Raw genomic sequence first — 24,570 nt, forward strand, 5'->3', positions numbered from 1 at the left:
TTAGAATTCTATTTTTTTGATTGGGAGGAATTAGGTGTTAGAAAACTATCTGCCTATCATTGTTTTTATTTTCTTGGGGCTTGCGTTTGGTGTTGGGCCGATGTTAATTGGTTATTTACTAGGGCCAAGCAAACCATATGAAGAAAAAAATACTCAATTTGAGTGCGGCTTTCCTGCCTTTGATGATTCGCGTATGTATTTCAATGTACGTTACTATCTAGTGGCTATTTTATTTATCTTGTTTGATTTAGAGGTTGCCTTTGTTTTTCCGTGGGCGGTAGTTCAGTCCCAACTTGGTTGGTTTGGCTTTATCGCGATCAGTATTTTCTTATTTTTATTGGTCGTGGGCTTTATTTTTGAGTGGAAAAACGGTGCACTTGAATGGGAATAGCTAATGGCAATTGAAGGCTTAATGAAACAAGGTTTTGTAACCACATCACTTGACAGTGTTATTAACTGGGCAAGAACAGGCTCACTTTGGCCGATGACTTTTGGCTTAGCATGTTGTGCGGTAGAGATGATGGAAGCAGGTTCTTCTCGTTATGATTTAGACCGTTTTGGTATTGTTTTTAGACCCACACCACGCCAGTCAGATTTAATGATTGTTGCAGGCACACTCACCAACAAAATGGCACCAGCTTTACGCAAAGTTTATGACCAAATGCCTGAGCCAAGATGGGTTATTTCTATGGGTTCGTGTGCGAATGGTGGCGGTTATTATCATTATTCTTATGCAGTCGTTAGGGGTTGTGATCGTATTGTTCCCGTTGATGTTTATGTGCCAGGTTGTCCACCAACGGCAGAGGCATTGCTATACGGCATTATGCAACTGCAAGATAAAATTCGTCGTACTAACACCATTGCGAGAACTTAATGCAAGATTTAAAAGCATCATTAATTGAGATTTTCGGCGAGTACCATTTGGTTGAAGCTTTTGGCGAGTTAACTTTAACAGTTGATTCTCAGGATATTATTAAAACCTGTCTAAAATTAAGAGATTTTTTCTCTTTTGACACGTTAATAGATTTATGTGGCGTTGATTATTTAACTTATGGGCAATCAGATTGGAATGGCAATGCCAGCGCTTCTGGCTTTTCCAGAGGACGCAATCATCAAGGCTCAAAAGACAGACATGAGCAGCGTTTTGCTGTGGTGTATCACCTGTTATCCGTGAGTAAAAACAAACGTATTAGAGTAAAATCATTTGTTGACGAGGCTGAACCTATTATCAAGTCAGTCACCGATATTTGGGTATCTGCTGATTGGTATGAGCGCGAGGCTTTTGATTTGATGGGTATTTTGTTTGAAAATCATACAGACTTACGCCGGATTTTGACTGATTATGGCTTTAAAGGTCACCCATTACGTAAAGATTTCCCAATGATTGGTGAAGTTGAAATGCGTTATGATGAAGACTTAGGTCGAGTGGTTTATGAAAAGGTGAGTATTGAGTCAAATATTAACGTACCGAGGGTAATCAGGAAATAAAATGGCTGAAATTCGTAACTATACCCTTAATTTTGGTCCTCAACACCCTGCAGCGCATGGCGTGTTGCGCCTTATTTTAGAAATTGATGGCGAGGTGATTGAGCGCGCTGACCCGCATATTGGCTTATTACATCGTGGTACAGAAAAATTAGTAGAATCAAAGCCATATAATCAATCAATTGGTTATATGGATAGGCTTGATTATGTTTCAATGATGTGCAACGAACACGCTTATGTCATGGCAATTGAAACCATGTTAGGAATCAAAGTGCCTGAACGTGCTCAGTACATCCGAGTAATGTTTGACGAAATTACCCGAATTCTTAATCATTTAATGTGGTTAGGTACGCACGGGCTTGATGTGGGTGCGATGAGTATTTTCTTATACGCATTTCGTGAACGTGAAAAATTGATTGATTGTTATGAGGCGGTATCAGGCTCACGCATGCATGCGACCTATTATCGCCCAGGCGGTGTTTATCGAGATTTACCAGATAAAATGCCACAATATTTAGCATCAGGTTTTCGTACGGATAAAGAATTGAAAGTCATGAATAAAAATCGTCAAGGCTCATTGTTAGATTTTATTGCTGATTTTGTTAAAGAATTCCCTAAAAGTATTCAGCAATATGATGACTTATTAACGGACAATCGTATTTGGAAACAGCGTTTGGTAAACATTGGAATTGTTTCTGCTAGTCGCGCCAAGCAACTAGGGTTTACAGGTCCTATGCTTAGAGGCTCTGGTGTGGCGTGGGATTTGAGAAAAAACCAACCTTATGCAGTTTATGACCAATTAGAGTTTGATATTCCAGTGGGCGTGACAGGTGATAGCTATGATCGTTACTTAGTACATATGGAAGAAATGCGTCAATCAAACCATATTATTAAACAATGTGTTAAGTGGCTACAAAAAAATCCAGGTACAGTTATGAGTGATGATCACAAAGTATCACCCCCAAAACGCACTGATATGAAAGATGACATGGAGTCTTTAATTCATCACTTTAAATTATTTACCGAAGGCTATTGTTTGCCAGAAGGTGAAATTTATCGTGCTGTTGAACATCCTAAGGGCGAGTTTGGTGTGTATTTGATTTCTGATGGTGCCAATAAGCCTTACAGAGTTAAAATTAGAGCACCTGGTTTTGCGCATTTAGCTGCTATGGATGAAATGGTAAGAGGGCATATGTTGTCAGATGTTGTGACCATTATTGGCACGCAAGATGTTGTATTTGGTGAGATAGACAGATGATTTCAATTGATGCAAAAAAACAAATTGATGTCTGGATTGCAAAATATCCAAAAGACAGGCAAAGTTCCGCCGTTATGCAAGCCTTAAAAATTGTTCAAGCAGAAAATGAAAATAGATTGAGTTCTGATACCATTCAAGCAGTGGCTGATTATTTAGATATGCCAGGCATTGCCGCTCAAGAAGTGGCAACTTTTTATGAAAATTACAATCATAAAAAAGTCGGTAAACATGTGATTCGTTTTTGCCATAATATCTCATGTATGTTGAATGGTGCTGATGATTTAATTAAACATCTGGAAAATAAATTAGGCGTTAAAACGGGTGAAATAACTGCAGATGGTCTGATTAGTGTTAAGAAAGTTGAGTGCTTGGGTGCTTGTGTGGGTGCGCCAATGTTTCAGATCAATGATGAATATTCTGAAAATCTTACCAGTGATAAGATTGATCAAATTGTGGACAACCTCAAATGAACGAAGTTTGCTTTAAAAATTTGACCAAAGACCAATGTTACTCGCTCAAGACTTATGAAGCTAGTGGTGGTTATTCAGTCTGGCGTAAAATCCTAAAAGGCGATCTAACACCTAAACACATTATTGATGAGCTTAAAGTCTCAGGTTTGCGTGGTCGTGGCGGTGCTGGGTTTCCCACTGGGCTTAAATGGAGTTTTATGCCACGTTATTCTGATGGACAAAAATACGTGGTTTGTAATTCAGACGAAGGCGAACCCGGCACTTGTAAAGATAGAGATATTTTAAGGTTTAACCCACATGCCGTGATTGAAGGCATGGCAATTGGTGGCTTTGTCATGAATGCCAGTGTTGGGTATAATTATATCCGCGGTGAATTTATGGAACCATTTTATCGCTTTGAAGATGCATTAAAGGAGGCTTATGAGGCAGGATTACTAGGTCAAAATATTAACAACAGTTCAGTTAATTTTGATTTATACACACATCTAGGCGCAGGCGCTTATATTTGTGGCGAAGAAACCGCTTTGTTAGAATCTATTGAAGGTAAGAAAGGTCAGCCTAGATTTAAGCCGCCATTTCCTGCTAATGTAGGGTTGTTTGGCAAACCTACCACGATTAACAATACCGAGAGTTTTGCAAGTGTGCCTGAAATTCTAAGCCGTGGCGGGCAATGGTTTGCAGATATCGGCGTTGAAAATTCTGGCGGTTGTAAGTTATTTTCAGTCTCAGGTCATGTTAAAAGCCCAGCAAATTTTGAAGTGCCTATGGGCACACCTTTTAAAGATTTACTCAAGATGGCAGGTGGTATGCGTGACGGTGCTAAATTAAAAGCCGTGATTCCAGGCGGTTCATCAACCCCAATACTCACCGCAGAAGTTGCCATGAGCATGACCATGGATTATGACGGTATTGAAAAAGTAGGCTCAATGCTTGGAGCAGGCTCAGTGATTATTATGGATGAGTCAACTTGCATGGTAGAAGTGCTAACAAGGTTGGCACATTTTTATTATGATGAGTCTTGTGGACAATGCACCCCTTGTCGTGAGGGTACAGGTTGGCTATATCGCGTATTAGAACGCATTATTGATAGCAATGGCAAACAGGGCGATATTGACTTGTTGTTAGGTGTGCAAGATAAAATTATGGGCAACACCATTTGCGCACTGGGCGATGCTGCAGCAATGCCAGTGGAGAGTTTTTTACGCAATTTTAGACCAGAATTCGAATATTATATTAAGCATGGCAAATCAATGGTGAAGGGGTAATTTGATGGCTGATATTGAAATTGAAATTGACGGCAAAGTAGTGAACGCCAAAGCAGGTGAAATGTTAATCACAGTCAGTGATAGAGAAGGCATTAGTGTGCCAAGATTTTGCTATCATAAAAAGTTGTCAGTAGCTGCTTCTTGTCGGATGTGTTTGGTGGATGTGGAAGGTGTACCCAAACCTCAACCTGCGTGTTCTACGCCTGTGAATGAGGGTATGAAAGTCCATACACAAAACGACAAAGCCAAAGCCAGCCAGAAAGCAGTGATGGAATTTTTACTCATTAACCACCCACTTGATTGCCCGATTTGCGACCAAGGTGGCGAGTGTGAGTTGCAAGATTTGGCTGTTGAATACGGCTCAGATGTTTCTCGTTTTTCAGAAGGCAAACGCATTGTGCCAGATAGTGATATTGGTGCACTGATTCAAACGGATATGACACGTTGTATTCATTGCACACGTTGCGTACGTTTTGGTTTAGAAATTGCTGGCATGATGGAGATGGGTGGCACTGGACGAGGCGAGAATTTAAAGATTGAGCCATTTTTGAGAGAAGGTATTCAGTCTGAATTGTCAGGCAATATGATTGATGTTTGTCCAGTTGGCGCACTCACCTCTAAGCCATTTAGATATGAACTAAGGTCATGGCAAATGAATTCAATGCCTAGTATTGCAAGGCATGATTTGGTGGGTTCAAATCTGTTTGTACAAACTTACAAAGGTAAGGTTAAGCGGGTTGTGTCTGCTGATAATGATTGGGTTAATGAAACTTGGATTTCTGATCGTGATCGCTTCTCGTATGAAGGTTTAACACATAAAAATAGATTGTTAGAACCTCAAATTAAAGTCCAAGGACAATGGAAGCAAGTGAGCTGGAAAGTGGCATTGGATTATGCTGTAAAAGGGCTTAATAGTCATGTTTTAAAGCATCAAAAAGCCAATCAATTAGGTGGTCTAGTATCAAGCACAGCGACCATGGAAGAGCTTTATTTATTGAAAAAAATCCTAACAGAAGTCGGTTGTGACAATATCGATCATCGTTTAAATGTTAAAAACTTAGACAACACCATTACACTTGATTCAAACATCAAATTGGATGCATTGGAAATGATAGATTACGCACTCATTGTCGGTGCTAATATTCAATTAGAACAACCCATGATTAATCATCGTTTGCGCAAAGCCACAAAAAAAGGTGCTGATATTGATGTATTGAATATAATGGCGTTTGATTTTAACTACCTGCTTAATACTGAAAATATTACCGCACCAAACAAAATAGTGCCTACGTTGGCAGGTGTGCTTAAGTCAATCATAACTAACAATGCCCAAGAATTGCCTGGCTATTTGGCAGCTGTTAAGGTTGATGAAGTGGCTAACAATATAGCCTTTAAGTTGTTAAATTCTAGCAGTTCAGTTATTATTTTAGGCGAGCATATTATTAATAATGAAGATGCTTCAGTCATTGCTAATTTAGTTACCCAAATTGCTCGAAATGTCAATAGTAAAACGCTTAATTTGAGTATAACAGCAAACACTATAGCGGCTAATTTGGTTGGGTTTGTACCGCAAAATTCTGGCATGGATGTTAATACAATGCTTGTATCTGATATGCGCGGTTTTATTTTATTAGATATTTATCCGCAGTATGATTTTCATGATTTAGAAATAGCCGTTAAAGCCTTCACAAAAGATGATACTTTTGTCATTTCTTTAAATGGTTTTAAAGACGATATCGTCTCTGACTATTCAGATGTTATTTTGCCAATTGCCAGTGTTTATGAAACCTCAGGAACGCAACTTAATATTAATAATGATATGCAATCTTATACAGCAGCAGTTAAAGCACCAAATGAAGTTAAACCTGCTTGGAAAGTCTTAAAAGTTATGGCTGATTTACTAGAACTGCCAGGTTTTCATTATGCAGATTCTACTCAGATTTTGGCTGAAATATCTCATCAACCATATGCAAAACATACTCATGATGAGCATATCAATCTCACCAGTAAATATAATAGCATTAGCACAATTTGGCAAAGTTCACCTTACAGTATTGATGCTGTATTAAGACACAGTAGCGCATTGCAAAAAACTAAAATCGGGCAAATGAACAGTGCTTATATGAACCAAGCGAGTGCTGAAACATTAGGCTTATCAGCCGATGATAAATATTTAGGGGTGCCTGTGGTTATTACTAGTGCAGTGGCAGATGATTGTGTATTTATCAATGCCAATCAGGCAACCAACACTCAGGAACAAGCGTAATGGAGCTTTGGCAAGCTTTTGTGCAAATGCTGTATACGCTTATTCCTTGGCTTGATGGCACAGTGGTTAATATTTTGATTATTTTGATTAAGGCAATTGCTTTGGTGATGCCACTAATGTTAGTGGTGGCTTATTTTACTTACGCTGAACGCAAAGTGATTGGCTATATGCAACTACGTATCGGTCCTAATCGTGTTGGTCCAAAAGGTTGGTTGCAACCCATTGCCGATGCTTTAAAGCTAATGACCAAGGAAATTATTTTTCCTACTAAGGCAAATATCTATCTATTTTTATTGGCACCTGTATTAGCAATCGCACCTGCCATTGCAGTATGGGCAGTTATCCCATTTGATGAAGGTATTTATGTCACCAATCTAGATATTAGTTTGTTGTATGTTTTAGCGATTGGCTCTATTGGGGTTTACGGTATTATTTTGGCAGGCTGGGCCTCCAATTCCAAATATCCACTATTGGGCGCACTTAGAAGTGCATCTTTGTTGGTCTCGTACGAAATTGTTATTGGTTTTGCACTGGCAACAGTTGTGATGATTGCTGGCAGTGTTAACTTAAACACCATTGTTCAAGCGCAACAAGGCGGTATTGTTCATTGGTATTTTATTCCTTTGTTTCCCATGATGGTTATCTTTTTTATCTCAGCCCTTGTGGAAACCAACCGTGCGCCTTTTGATGTTGTGGAAGGCGAGTCAGAAATTGTGGGCGGCACACATGTTGAATATTCAGGTATGACGTTTGCAGTATTTTTCTTAGCAGAATATGCCAATATGATTTTAATGGCGGTACTTGCTGTAGTGATGTTCTTTGGTGGCTGGCATTCTCCTTTTGAGGCTATCCCTTATCTTGAAAGCGCATTTGCTTGGGTGCCAGGTATTATTTGGCTATTGGCAAAAACTACTTTCTTTATGTTTTTATATTTATGGGTGCGTGCTACTTTTCCACGCTTTAGATATGATCAAATTATGCACTTGTCTTGGAAAGTGTTTTTACCAATCACCATTATTTGGATATTTGTTGTGGCGTTAATGACCCAATTACAATTAGGTCCGTGGTTTTAAGTGAGTATATCTTATGATTAAAAAATTAAGTAAATTGGTTAAAGATTTCACCCTGAATGAATTACGCACTGGATTGAAAATTACGGCAAAAGAGTTGGTTAACAAAAAAATTACCGTTCAATTCCCAGAAGAAAGAACCCCGATATCACCACGTTTTAGAGGCTTACATGCATTACGTCGCTACCCCAATGGTGAAGAACGCTGCATTGCTTGCAAATTGTGCGAGGCTGTTTGTCCTGCCAATGCTATTACCATTGAATCTGAAATGCGTGATGATGGCACGCGTCGCACTATTCAATATGACATTGATTTATTTAAGTGTATTTTTTGCGGATTTTGCGAAGAGGCCTGTCCCGTTGATGCGATTGTTGAGACACAAATTTTTGATTATGTCTTTGAGTCAAGGCAGGGCAGTATTATGACCAAGGAGTGCCTATTAGAAGTAGGCAGTCAAAATGAACAAGCCATTAACCAAGCTAGGTTTGAAGATGCTAAGTATAAATAAAGGTAAATCATGGAATCTGAACAAATAATATTCTACATTCTCTCATTTTGGTTTGTCGCTAGCTCTTTTTTGATGATTTTTTCACGCAATGCAGCAAAGGCGGTTTTATTTTTAGTACTGGCATTTTTTAGTGCTGCCAGTATTTGGATTTTACTTGAGGCTGAATTTTTAGCCATTACTTTGATTTTGGTTTATGTTGGCGCGGTCATGGTGTTATTTTTATTCGTGATTAAAATGCTTAATATCGACAAATCAACACTCAGGGCAAAATTTACAGGCTATTTGCCGTTAGGGCTTATTGTTGCTGCTATTATTGTTGCTGAGATGAGTTTGGTACTAGGTGCCAATCAATTTGGGTTAGACGTGTTCAGTAGTCCAACTCGTCACGATGCAGATTATAGCAACATTACGGTATTGGCAATGCAACTTTACACCACCTATGTTTATCCATTTGAACTTGCCGCAGTGTTGTTATTAATTGCAATTATTGCCGCTATTACCTTGGTGTACAGAAACGACACAAGCCATAAAAAACAATCTATTTCTGAACAAGTAAATGTTCAAGCCAAAGACAGGGTAAGGCTTGTTTCAATTACCTCGCCAAGTAAGGAGGATAAATAAATGGTCAGTTTGAGTGATTATTTAATGCTAAGCAATGTTATTTTTTGCATTGGCTTGGTGGGTATTTTTGTTAATCGTACTAATATTATTACATTGTTGATGTGTGTAGAGTTGATTTTAGTTGCTGTTAATACTAATTTTGTCGCCTTTTCACATTTTTTAGGCAATGAAGCAGGGCAAATTTTTGTTTTCTTTATTTTGACAGTAGCGGCAGCTGAGGTTGCCATTGGTTTGGCGATCTTGACCTTATTATTTAGAAAGCGTGGCTCTATTAGTGTTGATGTTACTAATAGTTTAAAGGGATAGGTATGCTAGTAGTATCGATGTTTTATGAAATTATCATTCGCCTTTATTTTTACGATAAAGGTAAACATAGTGTTGCTCATATTGACACAGAATATGGCAAATTTGAGGCCAGTTTTGAGATTGAAACTAGGGAGGCTTTATAAGCGGTTCAATTCCCAATAAAAAGATAGAATTGGTTCAGATTTGGATGGAAATTTATCAAGAAGAATTAATAGCAGATTGGAATTTAGCATTCAAAGATGACGACGTCTTAAAATTAAACCACTTAGATAAAAAATGGAACAAGTATTAAACATAAAATCATTAGACAACTATTGTATTGAGATGCAAATGCGAACCGTCAATGGTATTTTTGATGTAAAACCCTATTTGAATGGGTATACATTTAAAGAGCTTAAAAATAAAGGCTATTTTAGTACTGTGTACGCCACTAAGTATGACATAGAATGGAAAAATGGACAAGACTTTAGCTCTGATACGATTATTTACGATATTAACAGTCAATAAAGCATGGAAAATATTTACTTAACAATTGTACTTTCACCTTTAGTAGGCGCAATCCTTGCAGGGTTTTTTGGCACTATGCTTGGCAAAACAGCCACACACATGCTGACTATTTTAGGTGTGTTGATTTCAACTGTATTGTCTTTGTATGTATTTAATTATCACGTTTTAGAGCAGGGCGAGATTTTTAATCAAAATCTCTACACTTGGATGCAAATTAATAATCTAAACGTCAGTGTTGGCTTTTTAATTGATAATTTAACGTCCGTGATGTTGGTGGTGGTCTCCTTTGTCTCGCTCATGGTGCATATTTATACCATTGGCTATATGCATGACGATGCGAGTTATACGAAATTTTTTAGTTATATTTCGCTGTTCACGTTCTCAATGTTTATGTTGGTGATGAGCAATAACTTTATGCAACTTTTCTTTGGTTGGGAAGCGGTTGGATTGGTTTCATACTTATTGATTGGTTTTTGGCACCACAAGGAAAGCGCAGTACAAGCAAACCTAAAAGCCTTTTTGGTTAATCGTGTGGGTGATTTTGGCTTTTTACTAGGTATTGGCTTGGTACTGGCGTTTAGTGGCTCATTAGATTACATGGAAGTATTTTTAAGTCTTGATAAGACGATGAAGCAACAACTTTGGGGTTTAGATCTTATTACTATTATTTGTTTATTACTATTTGTCGGCGCAATGGGTAAATCTGCACAAGTGCCACTGCATGTTTGGCTGCCAGGCTCAATGGAAGGCCCAACACCGATTTCAGCTTTAATTCATGCTGCTACTATGGTAACCGCAGGTATTTTCATGGTATCACGCATGTCACCCATGTTTGAGCTAAGTGACGTTGCACTAACAGTGGTGATGATAGTCGGTGCAATCACTGCTCTGTTTATGGGGCTGCTTGGCATTGTACAAAACGACATTAAAAAAGTGGTGGCTTACTCAACCTTGTCACAATTGGGTTATATGACGGTTGCGCTAGGTGTGAGTGCTTATTCGGTTGCCATTTTTCATCTGATGACACATGCATTTTTTAAAGCATTATTATTTTTAGGCGCAGGTTCAGTCATTGTTGCTATGCACCATCAGCAAGACATTCGCAAGATGGGCGGATTGCGTAAAAAAATGCCAATTACTTATTGGACTGCACTAATTGGCACATTAGCCCTGATTGGCTTTCCAGGTTTTGCAGGTTTCTACTCAAAAGACATGATTATTGAGGCGGTGCACTTTTCATTATTACCATATGCAAGTTGGGTTTATATTGCGGTGGTAGTGGGCGTATTTATTACTGCCTTTTATTCATTAAGAATGTTTTTCTTGGTCTTTCATGGCGAGTCTAGGGTGGATGAACATACCGCTAAACACCTACATGAATCTGCATCTTCAATGACATTTCCGCTCATTGCTTTGGCCATTCCGTCCCTAGTGATTGGATATTTAACGATTGAGCCTATGTTGTTTAATGGCTGGTTAGATAACGCAATTACCATTGCCTCAAGCCACGCTTCTATGGCTGAGTTAAATCGCGAATTCCATGGCGCAGCCTCAATGATTCCCCATGCAATACAGACCTTGCCATTTTGGATGATGGTAAGTGGTATTGCCACTGCCTGGGTTTTTTCAATTTATAAAACACAATGGGCTGATTGGATACAAAAGAAATACCACCGTACCAACTACGTACTTGAATCCTTGTACGGTTTTGATCGTTTTAATGATATTGTTTTTGTCAGTGGTGTTAAGAAATTAGGCAATCTTTTATATAAGGTGTCCGATATTGGTTTGATTGATCAGATACTGGTCAATGGCAGTGCAAAATTTATTGGTTTTATTGGCAAGATTGTGCGTCCTATTCAAACAGGCTATGTTTATCATTACGCTTTTTTTATGATTTTTAGTTTATTAATTATTTTAACTTGGGCGCTGTTTGCAGGCGATAATCCATTACTTGAACTTTAATTATGGAAAATTCATTACTTAGTTTGCTAATTTGGTTGCCGATTTTCTCTGGTGTACTGGTGATTTTTATTGGTAACAATCGCGCCAATACAGCCCGTTGGGTGAGTGTCATCATTTCAGTACTTGTTTTTATGATGTCACTAAGTCTTTATACAGGCTTTGACTCATCAACGCATTTAATGCAGTTTGTTGAAAAAGTCTCTTGGATATCACAATTTAACATTCATTACCATATTGGTATAGATGGCATTTCTATACCATTGATTATCCTCACAACCTTCTCAACAATTTTAGTTATTGTTGCAGGCTGGGAAGTAATTACCAAAAGATGCGCCCATTATATGGCAGCTTTTTTGATGATGGAAGGTTTGATTATTGGCGTGTTTTCCTCATTAGACGCCATTCTATTTTATGCATTCTGGGAAGCATCATTAATCCCCATGTTGTTGATTATTGGCATTTGGGGTGGGGACAATCGCGTGTATGCTTCTATTAAGTTTTTCTTGTATACCTTTTTAGGTTCGGTATTTATGTTGGTGTCGCTCATCTATATGTATAACAAAGGTGGCTCGTTCTCAATCCTTGATATGCACAATTTAGAATTAAGTCTTGCGGAGCAAAGCTATATTTTCTGGGCGTTTTTTATGGCATTTGCGGTTAAAGTACCCATGTTTCCCGTGCACACTTGGCTACCAGATGCACATGTACAAGCACCAACAGGTGGTTCTGTTATTCTAGCGGCAATCATGTTGAAAATGGGCGGCTATGGTTTTTTCCGTTTTTCACTTCCTATCACGCCCGACGCCTCATTAGAATTTTCAGAAATCATCATTGTATTATCCCTTATTGCCATTGTTTATATTGGTTTTGTTGCACTGGTGCAACGTGACATGAAGAAACTCATCGCCTACTCCTCAATTTCACACATGGGTTTTGTAACATTGGGTGTATTCACCTTATTTTTAGTCTACAAGTCAGGCGCAATAGAAGGCGCGTTATTGGGTCTTGAAGGCGCTATGGTACAAATGATTTCACATGGTTTTATCTCAGCCGCTATGTTCTTAGTGGTGGGTGTGTTGTATGATCGTTTACATTCAAGAGAGATATCAACTTATGGTGGTGTGATTAATTCTATGCCTAAATTCACGGGTTTTGCTGTGCTGTTTGCAATGGCCAATGCAGGCTTGCCAGGTACCTCAGGTTTTGTGGGAGAGTTTATGGTCATTTTAGGTGCCATTCAAGCAAATATCTGGTACGGCGTATTAGCGGCAAGCACGCTTATTGTAGGTGCGGCGTATACATTATGGATGGTAAAACGAGTGTTTTGGGGCGCTGTTACCAATCCTGCTGTGGCAACTCTAAAAGACATTAATGCTCGTGAATTTTCAATCCTTGCTATTTTGACAGTGGCAGTACTGGTCATGGGCCTGTATCCACAGCTACTGATTGAGCTGATACATACCTCAATTGAGCATTTATTATATCAAGCCTTAACGTCTAAACTTTAACTTATGAATAATATTATCGAATTTGACGCATCATCTTTGTGGATTGCTCTACCAGAGATTTTTTTACTCAGTGCAATTGTGGTCATTTTATTGCTAGATTTATTTCTAGACAAGCGTTTTAAGCAAGTTACCTATTATTTAATTCAATTCAGTTTATTAGTCACTGGACTACTGGCATTTAATTTAATTAACCACCCCCAAACAATCATTTTTGATGACTCATTCGTGTTGGATAATATGGCATCCGTGTTTAAAGTATTTATGATGGGTGCTACCATGGTTGCCATGGTTTACTCGCGTCATTATTTAAGAGCGCACTCCCTTTTTAGGGGGGAGTATTTTGTTTTAGTCTTGTTGTCAGTACTAGGTATGATGGTAATGATATCGGGCTACAGTCTACTAACCTTATATCTAGGTTTAGAAATCTTATCTTTGTCACTGTATGCACTTATTGCTATTGCACGTGAAAGGGCAGACGCCATTGAGGCAGCACTTAAATACTTCGTTCTAGGCGCAATTGCATCAGGTTTGTTATTATATGGCATGAGTATGATTTATGGCATTAGTGGTAGTCTTAATATTAACGACATTGCTAGTTTTGTATCCAACGTCAATCTTGCCCCAAGAGAAACACTGATTATTAATTTTGGCTTAGTATTTTTGGTTATTGGTATTGCCTTTAAATTAGGCGCTGTGCCTTTTCATATGTGGGTGCCTGATGTCTATCAGGGCGCACCAACTTCAGTCACATTATTTATCTCAACTGTGCCTAAAATCGCAGCAGTTGCTATGTTGCTGCGCATTTTGGTTGATGGCTTGGGCAGTATGCACGCTTATTGGTCAGATTTATTCATGGTGCTGTCTATTTTGTCCATTGCACTGGGCTCTGTTGTTGCGCTCATGCAAACCAACATCAAACGCATGTTGGCCTATTCAACCATTTCACATGTTGGTTTTATTATGCTTGGTTTTGTCACTGGGACGCTAACGGGTTATGGTGCAGCAACATTTTATATGTTGGTTTATGTACTGATGAGTTTGGCAGCGTTTGGCATGATTATCTTACTCAATAAACAAGGCTTTGAAGTTGATCAAATTTCTGACTTTAGGGGACTTAGTAAACACGCCCCATGGTTTGCACTGATGATGCTCATTATCATGCTGTCTATGGCAGGTGTTCCACCATTGGTTGGTTTTTATTCCAAATTTTTCATCCTTCAAGAAGTGATATCAGCAGGGTTTATAATGATTGCAGTTATTGCTGTTATCTTTGCTGTTATTAGCGCTTATTACTATTTACAAATTATTAAATCCATGTATTTTGATGAGACTGATAAAAACATAACCATCCAAGCGTCAATAGATATACAGTTAGTTTTGTCAATCAATGCTATCTTAATATTGGCAGTTGGCTTGTTCCCAGATTTTTGGATGAAATTAGCACTGTCATTATTCTAAGCCAGTTCTTATTTTAAGATTTTAAGCAGTAAAAACCTCAATGCCTGACTAAGAATACCTGTTTAAATTTATACTTAACAAATCACCAATACAAAAAAGTTAAAAATAAACTTGCAGAAATAACTTTTGTTTATGTAATAACGAACTATGAAAAAAAATTATTAGAAATTTTCCCAAAACGATTGCTCCTATGGTGAACATGGGGTTAGAGTTAGGCATCACGTATAAAGAGTTTAATGCTGCAATAAAGCAAATGTTTGTCGAGCAAGCCAATGGAATTGTTAAAAACAAGGGTGGTAAAGTAATGGATGCTGCTGTTAGTATTATTAGCGGGCTATCAAGAACTTACGTGACTCAACTAATTAACAACAAAACCAAAGCCAGTCGTGAATGGGTTAGCACTCCTGTAAGAATTCTTGTTACTTGGGTGGCACAAGACTTAGAGTCAGTCATTTCTTATTTTTCTGAAGATGACACGCCTGATATTGCCACATTGGCCAAAGGCGTTACTTTAGATAAATTCATCAAAGTTATTTTAGATGAGTTGGTGCGCTTAAAGCAAGTCAGCGTAACTGATAATAAGGTGACATTCATCCCTGTTAGTATTGATGAAAATCAAGCAACTGGTAAAGAAACTTTATTGCTTGATTTTACTGACAATCTTCAAGCACATGCATTGGCAGGTGTTGGCGATTTAACAAACACATCCTATGTACCGTTTTTAGAACAAGCCGTCAAAGTTGATGGCATTCACAAGAACAGCGCTAAATATTTGTCTAAATTTAATGTTGATATTTGGAAAGAAGTTTATAAAGAAAATCATTGATGAGGCGTGGCCTATTTCTGACAAAGAAGGTGAAAAACACAAAATAACCTTCGGTATTTATTGTTATTACGAGTAAAACACCGAAAAACTTAAGTACAATAAAAAAAATAAGTAAAAAAATACAACAATAGGAAAAGATAATAAAAACTAACAGCACAAAAACAACAGCACAATTAAAAGCATTGCAAACTCAAGCACAAGTTCTTTCCCAAACGCTAAGTAAAGAAGTTGTTGTTGTCACCAAAGGTGAGCAACACATTAGGGTCGTGCCAAATCGTGCTTATGAGCTAAGCATCGAAGATGGCAAAGACTTTGACCTAATTGCTAAAAAAGTAGGCGATGATTTGGAAGTGTTGTTGCCTAATGATACCACTGTTGTGTTTGATGGATATTTTGAAGTGTGTGCAAGTGATTTGTCTTGTTTAGTATCTTTACCAAGCGAAGGCGGTATTTATTATGTTGTTGAGGGTAATTTTGTCACGCTTGCTGATAGCTCTCAAATCATTCATTTTTATGGCGATGAATCTGCATTATCAGCCATCGCTACTTATCAATCTTCCTTGTTTTCTGAAAGTTTTAGCGAAGTTTATCTTATTGGTTTTTTTTCATCTTTAAGTATAGGTAGCGGTGAAATATTAGGTGGCTCAGCAGGTGTAGATGGCGGCGACATTTCTTCTTTGGGAGATGTTGTCCTTCAGATAGTCGCTAGTGCAGGTGAGTTTATTGAAAATAATGGTGGACTTGTTAAATTATACAAATACAATCCTGCCACTGGCAAGTTAAACTTTTTCACGGACGTGGATCTGAACAATTCAGGCGCGCAAGATTTCTCTATTGGTAGTTATGAAGGTATTATTGTTGCCAAATTAATTGATACTAATGGCGACAACGCTGATTTTAGAGACGAAGCAACAGGCGTGGATACCGACATATCTGCTATATTATTAGCAGTTATTGACACCTCTAAAGGTGGCAATATTGACGTTAGTATTACACCATTAACAACCATAGCTGCACTTAGAATGGATTTAACCACGTCTGGTGAATTACCTACAGGGGTAATGCTGGATGCATCCACTATTAATAACACCAATAAAGGCGTGGCTAAGGCCTTTGGTTTAGGCAATGATGCTGATGTAGTCACCACTAGAGTACAAACAGTAACAACACAAGATGGCGAAACCTCTACTTCCAATGCCTATGGTAATGCTTTAGCAGCATTATCTGGTGTAGACTCAGAGAAAAACTCAGGTGATATGGCTGCAACCATTACGCAGTTTGAAGAAGAATTAACAGGCACGGGCGCTGATTTAAAACTAACCAGAAATGGGCAAGAAGATTTGCTTGCTGGTGCCTCTAAAGCCGAAACAAGCAATAGCAAGATTGATGTTGCTTCAGGATTAGCCGCCGCCATTAAAAGTACTGATGCTATTGACAGTTTTAGTGGCATCGAGATTATGTTAGGTTTTGAAGATACAGGCACTAGTGCAACAGATGATATTGTTCAGGCTATCGATGCTGATGATAACCCGACTGTTGGCACTGTTGCTACTGGAAATATAAGAATTAATGTTGTTGGTGTTGGTTCAGATTGGTTTTATTCAACTAATGATGGTGTGGGTTGGACTCAAGGCGTTACAGATGCTGAGCTTGGTGTTGGCTTTAATTTAGCTGAAAACGCAAATGCCTACAACAAAGAACACATTATGGTTCGACCTACTGGCAGCCTTTCTGGTAAAGATGGTACTGAAGTGATACTAGGTACTGGAACAATTCTTGTTGATGGAGAAGCGCCAAATGGAGCCACTTCAACAGCATTAAGTTCGTCTACTGCTTCAGTGATAGATGTAGCAATAGCAACCGGCAATACTTGGCAGTATTCTACTGAAAATGGGGCCGATGGCACTTGGAAAGTAGGTGTAGGTACTAGCTTCTCTTTGGCTGCTAATGTCGTCCATGCAGCAAATCAAATACAAGTTAAAGAAATAGATGCTGCAGGCAATGAGTCTACAATACTTAAAAATGCTGTAGAAATTACAGGGTCAAGTCTAGCATTAAACCTTAACAGTGATACAGGTAATGATATATTTGATGGTAAAACAAAAGATGCCACTATTAATGTAATTACTGGCTCTAACGTTACTTGGGAGTTCACAATTAATGGCGGCACAGATTGGAATCCAGGTGATACAGGCAATGGTAGTTTTGAATTATTAATTCCAGGACAAGAAACAGGTGATATTTTACAAAGCAATATCAAGGTTAAAGTAGCAGGTCAAGATGACTCAAATGCCGTAACTCTTTCTCACTACGATGTAGCATCAATAGATGTATCAACTCTTACTATCGATGCCACATTAACACTTGCATCTGATGGCGACACAGGCACTGCTGGTGATAAAATTACCGGTAATAAAGTAATTAATGTAACTGGCGGCGGCATTTGGGAGTACTCTACTGATAGTGGTGGAAATTGGAAAAAAGGCTCAGGCTCATCATTTGAACTATCAAGTCAATCTTATGTGCAAGGTCAAGTACAGGTTAAAAAAGTAGACGAGTATGATAATGATTCTCAATCCACTCTATTAAATGCAATAACTATTGACTATATATCCCCTAGTGTCATCTTATTCACCTCAAGCACAGTTGGTGGTTCTCATGGTGTAGGTAGTAAGATTAATATCACTGCTACAGTGAGTGAAGAAATTACTTCAGGCGCAATCACAGTGACACTAAATACAGGCGAAACAGTAACTTTAATAGTGTCAGCAGATGACAAAACCCTTTTGACAGGAGACTACACAGTAAATACTAACGACGCCACGACAGACTTAAAAGTAGCCAGTTTTTCTATCAGTTCAATCATTGTTGACATTGCAGGCAATGAAATGACTGGCACGAGAGTGCCTGATAAAAATATCTCAGACAACATCGAAGCTAGCGATAGTGCCATTCTCATAGACGGCGTTGCACCAACTATTACTTCTTTTATTTCAACAACAGCAGACAATTCTTACAAAGCAGGCAGTGAAATTAACATTACTGCCACAGTAAGTGAGTCAATTAAAGCAGGCGGTAAAATTACAGTAACACTAAATTCAGGTGGCGCCGCAGTATTAACTATTGCTGCAGGCGGCGCTAGCTTAACAGGTACTTATACTATCGGCTCATCTGATAACACTGCAGACCTTAGCGTTGTTAGTTTTGTAATCGGAACGGAAGCAGACGCAGTAATTGATGTTACAGGCAATGCAATGACTAGTAACACATTACCTTCTGGTAGTAACATTTCAGATATAAGCGCTATCGTTGTTGACACAACTGCACCAACAGCAACACTCAGTAGTAATATAGCGCCAGTAGTAAACTTAATCATGACATTTGATGCAGACGTTACAAAGATTGACGGCAAAGAAATCAAGATTCATAAAGTTGGTGAGGCGACAGCTGTCCACACTACTATTATTGGCAATGATGTTACTGGAACTGTGAGCATTACTGACAACAGAGTAACAATTGATCCAATTGTTGATTTAGAGCCTAATACAGATTATTATGTAACAATAGAAACTGGCACTTTTAAAGACATAGCAGGTAATGAATATGCTGGTATTACTGACGCAGCAGATTGGGCATTCACCGCAGCCGCTTTAACAACATCTGCCATATGGTCTAATAGCTCAACTGATGTATCATCAAATGGTATTAATATTGCTGAATTTGGTGCTTTATCTATTAAAGGTATCTTGTCCAATATAGGTGATGCAGCTACTGGTGTTACTATAGATAGGATAGTTTTTAAAGCGGCAAGTGGAAGTGACAATGATATTACTTACTCTGGCGGTATGCCAACTCTAAGTGGTGATACCAACGAAAGTACTTGGGAGTTAATGCACGCTAATATTCTTACTTTATCTTTAGTAGATGGAGAAACCTATACAATTGAGGTGAGTTTAACTGCAAGTGGTGGTATTACAGGTAGTGGTGGTAGTAGTACACAAGTTTTAATTGATCAAACAGCTCCGACAATACCAACTATTAATACAATAGCTAGAGATGATGTAATCAACTTTTCTGAGAAAAATTCAGCTATTACAGGCACAAGCGAAGCTAATAGCACTATAACACTATCTATCGGCGGCAACACTAGAATTGCTGCAGTTACAGGCATAACTTGGAGCTATACACTAACAGACGCAGACATCACTGCCATGGGTCAAGGTTCAGAAAGCATCACTGCTACAGCAACTGATATTAATAATATAGCCACTTCATCAGCTAAATCTATTACTGTTGCAACAGTAGCCCCAACCATTACTAGTGTGACAGATGACCATGATCAGTCTGGACAAGAAGTCACATCTGGGATAGTAATTTACACCGTGACTTTCAGTCACGGTGTAAATTCGAGTTTCACCTCAAACGATGTCGTTTTAGTAGATAATTCAGGAGAGGTAATAGATACCATGGATCGGGTCATAGGCATCCTTACTGAGCTCTCAGGGAGTTCTGGTACTCAATGGACTGTTTCAGTCACCCCGCCTTCTGGCTTTAACGCTATTGATGTTACTGCGGTACGTCTAAAAATAAAAAAAACAGGCTTGACAGATATCTATGGCAATGACCCTTTTGACATCAATCATACTCAAGATATTGCTGATGCCCAAAGTTTTGACACTCAGCCACCTTCTGACCCAATCCTCACCCTAAATACAGATACAGGTACAAGCGCTACTGATGGCATTACTAATAATGGCGTGATGGATGTTACTAATCTTGCTGTTGATCTTGCTTCATGGCAATATAGTATTGATGGTGGTGTGAACTGGGCAACTGTTTCAGACAGTGTTGTGACTAGCTTTACTTTAGCAGCGGGCACTTATGGTGTTAATCTTATTCGAGTTAGACAAACGGACAATGCAGGGCAAACCAGTAACATTACTAAATACATTACTGATATTACGGTTGATACTTCCATTGACACGCCAACGCTTGCTCCTGCAGATGGTGGCACAATGTCTAGCACAGACAGCTTTGTCTTAACCTTTGCAGAGAATATGAATGCAGTGATAGGTAAGAGCATTGTTATTAAATGCTTTAGTGATGACACTGTGATAGAAGCCATTACAGCAGATAGTGGCATACAAGTTAGTATTAATGCTGCAGGTGTGGTCACCATTAACCCAACCGATATTAAGTTAGTTGCAGGAACAAGTTACTATGTTGAAATAGATGCAGGTGCTTTTAAAGACACTGCAGGTAATGAATCCACTGCCATTACTGGCAGCACTGCTTGGAATGTTACTGTGAATGAAATGGATGTTATCATTGCAGTTGCTACAGACAACAAGGTTAACGCGATAGAGAATGCCACTGACATTACCATTGCAGTAACCATTAGTAGTACATCTGCTATCTTAGGTGCTTTATTGCTTGGTGACTTTAGTGTGACAGCGACTAAGGTTTCTGATAGTAGTAATGTAGTATTTACAGGCGCTACTTATGATAATGCAACAGGCATATGGACAGCCACCATCAGTGATGGTGGACTTATCAATGGGGATAGCTACACCATACAATCCGATGTCACAGGTAGTGTTCTTAACATAAACGCATCAAGCACACAAACAGTCAGGGTTGATACTGACGTACCAATCCTGAGCTTAACAGGCAACATTGCAATAGACAATGTCATTAACATTGCTGAGTCTGCCAGTGGCTTTAGTATCACAGGCACTTCTACAGGCTTAGCAATAGGCAGAGAGATGAGTATTGTACTTAACACTCAAACTTATACAACAACAGTGACAGACGTTAGTGGCAGTTGGGATGTTAACATTCCTTCAACAGACGCAAGCGCGCTAATGGAAGGTACAACTTATGCAGTCACTGTTAATGCCAGTGATGACTATGGCAACCCTGCCACACAACTATCACAAGATATCACTGTAGATAAGACAGCACCTGTTAGCACTGTGGTGATTGATGAAGTCATCACTGACTTGCCAACCATCACAGGACAGACTAGCGCCAGTATAGCTGTAGAGATTAAACTAGATACAGACAATGACAATAGCTATGATGATGTCACTTATACAGTTACTAGTGATACCACTGGTAACTGGACGCTAGACTTAACCAGTGTTGCCTCACTTATTTCAGGCATTGCATCTACCTTTGCAAGTATTGATACTCAACTGGGTGTTCAAGTAAGCATCACCGATGCTGCGGGCAATATGACAACCAGAACAGGAATAGCAACCAAGCAAGACTCTTCTTACTCTATCTCTGACTCAAGAGTGATTGAAGGCATAACAGGGAGAAAGACCATGACTTTTATGGTGACTAGAGAGGGGGGGTTGTCAGCAGCAGGGACGGTTGATTATGCAGTAGACACGACATTAAGTTTGGCTAAGTCAGGTGGTACGGCTGATGGTATTGATGATGACTATTCAGTAGACGGAGATGGGGATGTAAGTGGCACAGTTACTTTTGCAGCAGGTGAAAGTTTTAAAGAGATTACCTTTATAGTGAATGGTGATTACTATAAAGAAGTGAATCAGAACATCATTGTTGATTTAACCAATCCAACAGAAGGTGCAATTTCTAAGGCAACGGGTATTGGTGAGATTAGTGAGGTGGATGTTTCAGCGATGAGCGGTGCGTTTAGTCTAAAAGATATAAATGCAGACTTAGCAAGTAATGCAATTAGGGTTAGACGTTCAAGTGATGATGCTGAGTTGGATATTGGATTTGATAAGTATGGTAATTTGGATACACAAGCATTGCTAAATTTTGTTGGCACAGGCACAGGAGACACAGGTTATGTCACGACTTGGTATGATCAGTCGGCTAGAGGGGGAAACCTAACACAAACTATTAATAGCAAACAAGGGGTGATTATAGATGATGGACAACTTGTTACCACATCAGATGGGGCAAGGACTATCAGCTTTAATCAAGGATTGAATGGCAGTAATAATGACTGGATGAGCATGTCCGGAACCGGGGGAAGTGCTACTAATATAGAGATGTATTTTACTTATCAGTACGCCGCTACTTCTAATGGAACTCTGGTAAATATAGGAACTGCTGTAAGCACTGGTCGTATATCAGTACATTCTCCGTGGAGCACTGGAATAACTTATTGGGATGCCGGCTCGGCAGTCGGTGACGCTCGTTTATCTGCTGCTAACATCCAAACAGTAAATCAAGTGCAACAATTGGTGTTTACAGCGAACTATAATCATAGTGGTGCTGGAACCCTTACTCAAAATAAAGTAGATGCAAAACAAGCTATTTTTGTTGATGGGGAAGTTAAAGGGGCTGATGACAATCTATTGGATTCAGCTTTAGTTCTTGGTTTTACTTGGTATCTTGCAACTTTTGGATATGGAGGTACAGGGTTTCAATCGGGGATGATTAGTGAATTTTTGTTCTATACCAATAATTCCAACACCACTGTAACAGACCCAACAGCTTTCCTAGGTACCGCTGTCAACAACACCTTTACCTACGCAGGGGAGACTACATTAGCAAGCATTGATGGTAAAGTTGGTTATGACACAGTGATTCTATCAGGCGCCTCAAGCAACTTAGACACAACCACAGTAGCGTTAAACTCTATTGAATTAATCCACATGCGAAATGGCGAAACTAACACACTCACCATCAACAATACACAACTAGACACAAACGTTCCTGTCCTAAGTGTTCTGATGGACACCGGTGATAGTATTGTCTATGAAGGTACTATACTTAACTACAGTGCCACCCAAGAAGTTGTGAACTTTGGCACAACAGGCAATGACACCATTAATATGTCTTCCTTCAATGAAACAGTTTATGGCAGAGGCGGCAACGACACCTTTGTCTATAAATCATGGAGTGATGCCGCAGCAAGCAGCAGTTCTGATAGCATTGCTGACTTTACCATTGGCGACACTGGTGCTGGCAATGACACTCTTAACCTTAAAGACTTACTCAGCAGTTATAATTCTACAAACTTAACTGACTTTATCAACTTAACTGAAAGTGGCGGTAACACGATCATTAATGTTGGTAAGAATGGTGCTGTTGGTGGCGCATTTGCTGAAGATATTAGCATTACTTTAACAGGCGTGACTGGGGCTAATTTGCTTACCATGATTACTGATGGTAACTTGGTGCTTGAGTAGTGTTATTTATTATTGATATTTGATAAATGACAGACCTATCTTTTGTAGTAACAGTGAAATATTGATAGTACCTAATTTTATTGTGAAAATTTTATAATCATTGCTTATATTAGTGACTTGATACTGATGTGTTAAAATTCATAAAAGATATTTAAATATTGGAGGCTACATGTCAGTTGTATTTAAGCAAGTTATTGAGAATATTGGTGCACTTTCTTCAAGTGAAAAAGCGCTAATGGCTCATTGTTTAATCTCTTCATTAGAGTCAGAACAGGATAAAAATGTAGATGAAATTTGGGTAAAATTAGCCGAAAAACGATATTTAGATTTGACGTCAAGGGTAGCAAAAGGCGTATCATGGGGAGAGATAAAAAACACAGTAAAATTCAAAAGTGGCCAGTCTGAAAGTGTATTTACTGTTGAAAATAACATAGTTAGTAAAGTGAAAACTGATGGCAACAAAGCATATCTTTCTGTTCAGAATACAGTTGATGATGCTAGTGCTATTGAAATAAGCTACACCAAGACATAGTAGCGATAAGCTATCATCTATAAAAGACAAAGAAAATAATTTGGTTAATAACTTGAAAATTAGCACAAAAGATGCTGATACTCCATTAACTGGCATAAGCTTTAACGATACCTTTAAAGAAAGTTTGGGCAATAATACGCTTACAGAAAATAGCGGTGTCGATACTTTTGATTACAACGCTATAACCGACTTTGTCATAGGCAATGGTGATAAACTAAATCTTAAAGACTTACTAAGTTATCAAACAGGAGATACTTTGAATGACTTTTTAAGCGTCACAGATGGTAGTTCTGCTGGAGATGTTGTGATTAATATTGAGGCGAACAACTTAATTGTGTTGTAGATTTA

21 protein-coding genes are annotated in these 24,570 nt (G+C 38.7%); all 21 read left to right on the forward strand.

Features of this window, described 5'->3' with window-relative positions; translation table 11 throughout:
- Positions 1–34: 34 nt before the first annotated feature.
- The 21 genes from HUE58_RS00575 (at position 35) to HUE58_RS00675 (ending at position 24,565) form a co-directional block, all read left to right on the forward strand.
- Positions 35–391: an NADH-quinone oxidoreductase subunit A gene (locus tag HUE58_RS00575; RefSeq protein WP_174605163.1), complete on the forward strand. Its 357-nt coding sequence runs from the start codon at positions 35–37 to the stop codon at positions 389–391.
- A 3-nt stretch (positions 392–394) separates the two neighbouring features.
- On the forward strand, positions 395–874 hold the full coding sequence (locus tag HUE58_RS00580) for a NuoB/complex I 20 kDa subunit family protein (RefSeq protein WP_174605164.1): 480 nt from the start codon (positions 395–397) through the stop codon (positions 872–874).
- Positions 874–1,488: an NADH-quinone oxidoreductase subunit C gene (locus HUE58_RS00585; RefSeq protein ID WP_174605165.1), complete on the forward strand. Its 615-nt coding sequence runs from the start codon at positions 874–876 to the stop codon at positions 1,486–1,488. The genes HUE58_RS00580 and HUE58_RS00585 overlap by 1 nt, the downstream gene beginning before the upstream one ends.
- 1 nt (position 1,489) lies before the next feature.
- Positions 1,490–2,743 (forward strand): NADH-quinone oxidoreductase subunit D, encoded by a 1,254-nt coding sequence (locus tag HUE58_RS00590; protein ID WP_174605166.1) that lies wholly within the window; start codon positions 1,490–1,492, stop codon positions 2,741–2,743.
- Positions 2,740–3,213 carry an NADH-quinone oxidoreductase subunit NuoE gene (gene nuoE / locus HUE58_RS00595; RefSeq protein ID WP_174605167.1) on the forward strand — a complete coding sequence of 158 codons (474 nt, stop codon included), beginning with the start codon at positions 2,740–2,742 and terminating at the stop codon, positions 3,211–3,213. Before HUE58_RS00590 ends, nuoE begins: the two co-directional genes overlap by 4 nt.
- A complete protein-coding gene (nuoF, locus tag HUE58_RS00600; protein ID WP_174605168.1) occupies positions 3,210–4,478 on the forward strand; it encodes an NADH-quinone oxidoreductase subunit NuoF in 1,269 nt (422 codons plus the stop codon). The genes nuoE and nuoF overlap by 4 nt, the downstream gene beginning before the upstream one ends.
- 4 nt (positions 4,479–4,482) lie before the next feature.
- Positions 4,483–6,744: an NADH-quinone oxidoreductase subunit NuoG gene (gene nuoG / locus HUE58_RS00605; RefSeq protein WP_174605169.1), complete on the forward strand. Its 2,262-nt coding sequence runs from the start codon at positions 4,483–4,485 to the stop codon at positions 6,742–6,744.
- A complete protein-coding gene (gene nuoH, locus HUE58_RS00610) occupies positions 6,744–7,817 on the forward strand; it encodes an NADH-quinone oxidoreductase subunit NuoH (protein ID WP_174605170.1) in 1,074 nt (357 codons plus the stop codon). The genes nuoG and nuoH overlap by 1 nt, the downstream gene beginning before the upstream one ends.
- A gap of 13 nt (positions 7,818–7,830) precedes the next feature.
- Positions 7,831–8,322: an NADH-quinone oxidoreductase subunit NuoI gene (gene nuoI, locus HUE58_RS00615; protein WP_174605171.1), complete on the forward strand. Its 492-nt coding sequence runs from the start codon at positions 7,831–7,833 to the stop codon at positions 8,320–8,322.
- Between the two features lie 9 nt (positions 8,323–8,331).
- Complete coding sequence (locus HUE58_RS00620) at positions 8,332–8,943, forward strand: NADH-quinone oxidoreductase subunit J (protein WP_174605172.1); 612 nt, start codon at positions 8,332–8,334, stop codon at positions 8,941–8,943.
- Positions 8,944–9,249 carry an NADH-quinone oxidoreductase subunit NuoK gene (nuoK, locus tag HUE58_RS00625; RefSeq protein WP_174605173.1) on the forward strand — a complete coding sequence of 102 codons (306 nt, stop codon included), beginning with the start codon at positions 8,944–8,946 and terminating at the stop codon, positions 9,247–9,249.
- Positions 9,250–9,251: 2 nt separating this feature from the next.
- Positions 9,252–9,392: a DUF4160 domain-containing protein gene (locus HUE58_RS07050; RefSeq protein WP_174605174.1), complete on the forward strand. Its 141-nt coding sequence runs from the start codon at positions 9,252–9,254 to the stop codon at positions 9,390–9,392.
- A gap of 29 nt (positions 9,393–9,421) precedes the next feature.
- Positions 9,422–9,541 (forward strand): hypothetical protein, encoded by a 120-nt coding sequence (locus HUE58_RS07055; protein ID WP_277998007.1) that lies wholly within the window; start codon positions 9,422–9,424, stop codon positions 9,539–9,541.
- Positions 9,526–9,756, forward strand: coding sequence for a DUF2442 domain-containing protein (locus HUE58_RS00640; protein WP_174605175.1), 231 nt, complete (start codon positions 9,526–9,528; stop codon positions 9,754–9,756). Before HUE58_RS07055 ends, HUE58_RS00640 begins: the two co-directional genes overlap by 16 nt.
- A 3-nt stretch (positions 9,757–9,759) precedes the next feature.
- A complete protein-coding gene (nuoL, locus tag HUE58_RS00645; protein ID WP_174605176.1) occupies positions 9,760–11,721 on the forward strand; it encodes an NADH-quinone oxidoreductase subunit L in 1,962 nt (653 codons plus the stop codon).
- 2 nt (positions 11,722–11,723) lie between these two features.
- Positions 11,724–13,229: an NADH-quinone oxidoreductase subunit M gene (locus HUE58_RS00650; protein WP_174605177.1), complete on the forward strand. Its 1,506-nt coding sequence runs from the start codon at positions 11,724–11,726 to the stop codon at positions 13,227–13,229.
- Between the two features lie 3 nt (positions 13,230–13,232).
- The gene (nuoN, locus tag HUE58_RS00655; protein WP_174605178.1) at positions 13,233–14,687 is read left to right on the forward strand and encodes an NADH-quinone oxidoreductase subunit NuoN; all 1,455 of its coding nucleotides are present in this window, start codon (positions 13,233–13,235) and stop codon (positions 14,685–14,687) included.
- 199 nt (positions 14,688–14,886) lie between these two features.
- A complete protein-coding gene (locus HUE58_RS00660) occupies positions 14,887–15,513 on the forward strand; it encodes a hypothetical protein (RefSeq protein ID WP_174605179.1) in 627 nt (208 codons plus the stop codon).
- Between the two features lie 182 nt (positions 15,514–15,695).
- The gene (locus tag HUE58_RS00665) at positions 15,696–23,690 is read left to right on the forward strand and encodes an Ig-like domain-containing protein (RefSeq protein WP_174605180.1); all 7,995 of its coding nucleotides are present in this window, start codon (positions 15,696–15,698) and stop codon (positions 23,688–23,690) included.
- 169 nt (positions 23,691–23,859) lie between these two features.
- Entirely contained in the window at positions 23,860–24,222 is a 363-nt protein-coding gene (locus tag HUE58_RS00670; protein WP_174605181.1) for an addiction module protein, read from the forward strand.
- 52 nt (positions 24,223–24,274) lie between these two features.
- Positions 24,275–24,565, forward strand: a complete 291-nt coding sequence (locus HUE58_RS00675; protein ID WP_174605182.1) for a type I secretion C-terminal target domain-containing protein — start codon at positions 24,275–24,277, stop codon at positions 24,563–24,565.
- Positions 24,566–24,570: the final 5 nt, after the last annotated feature.

The sequence above is a fragment of the Candidatus Ruthia endofausta genome, assembly GCF_013342985.1.
In the GTDB taxonomy this organism is placed as follows: domain Bacteria; phylum Pseudomonadota; class Gammaproteobacteria; order PS1; family Pseudothioglobaceae; genus Ruthia; species Ruthia endofausta.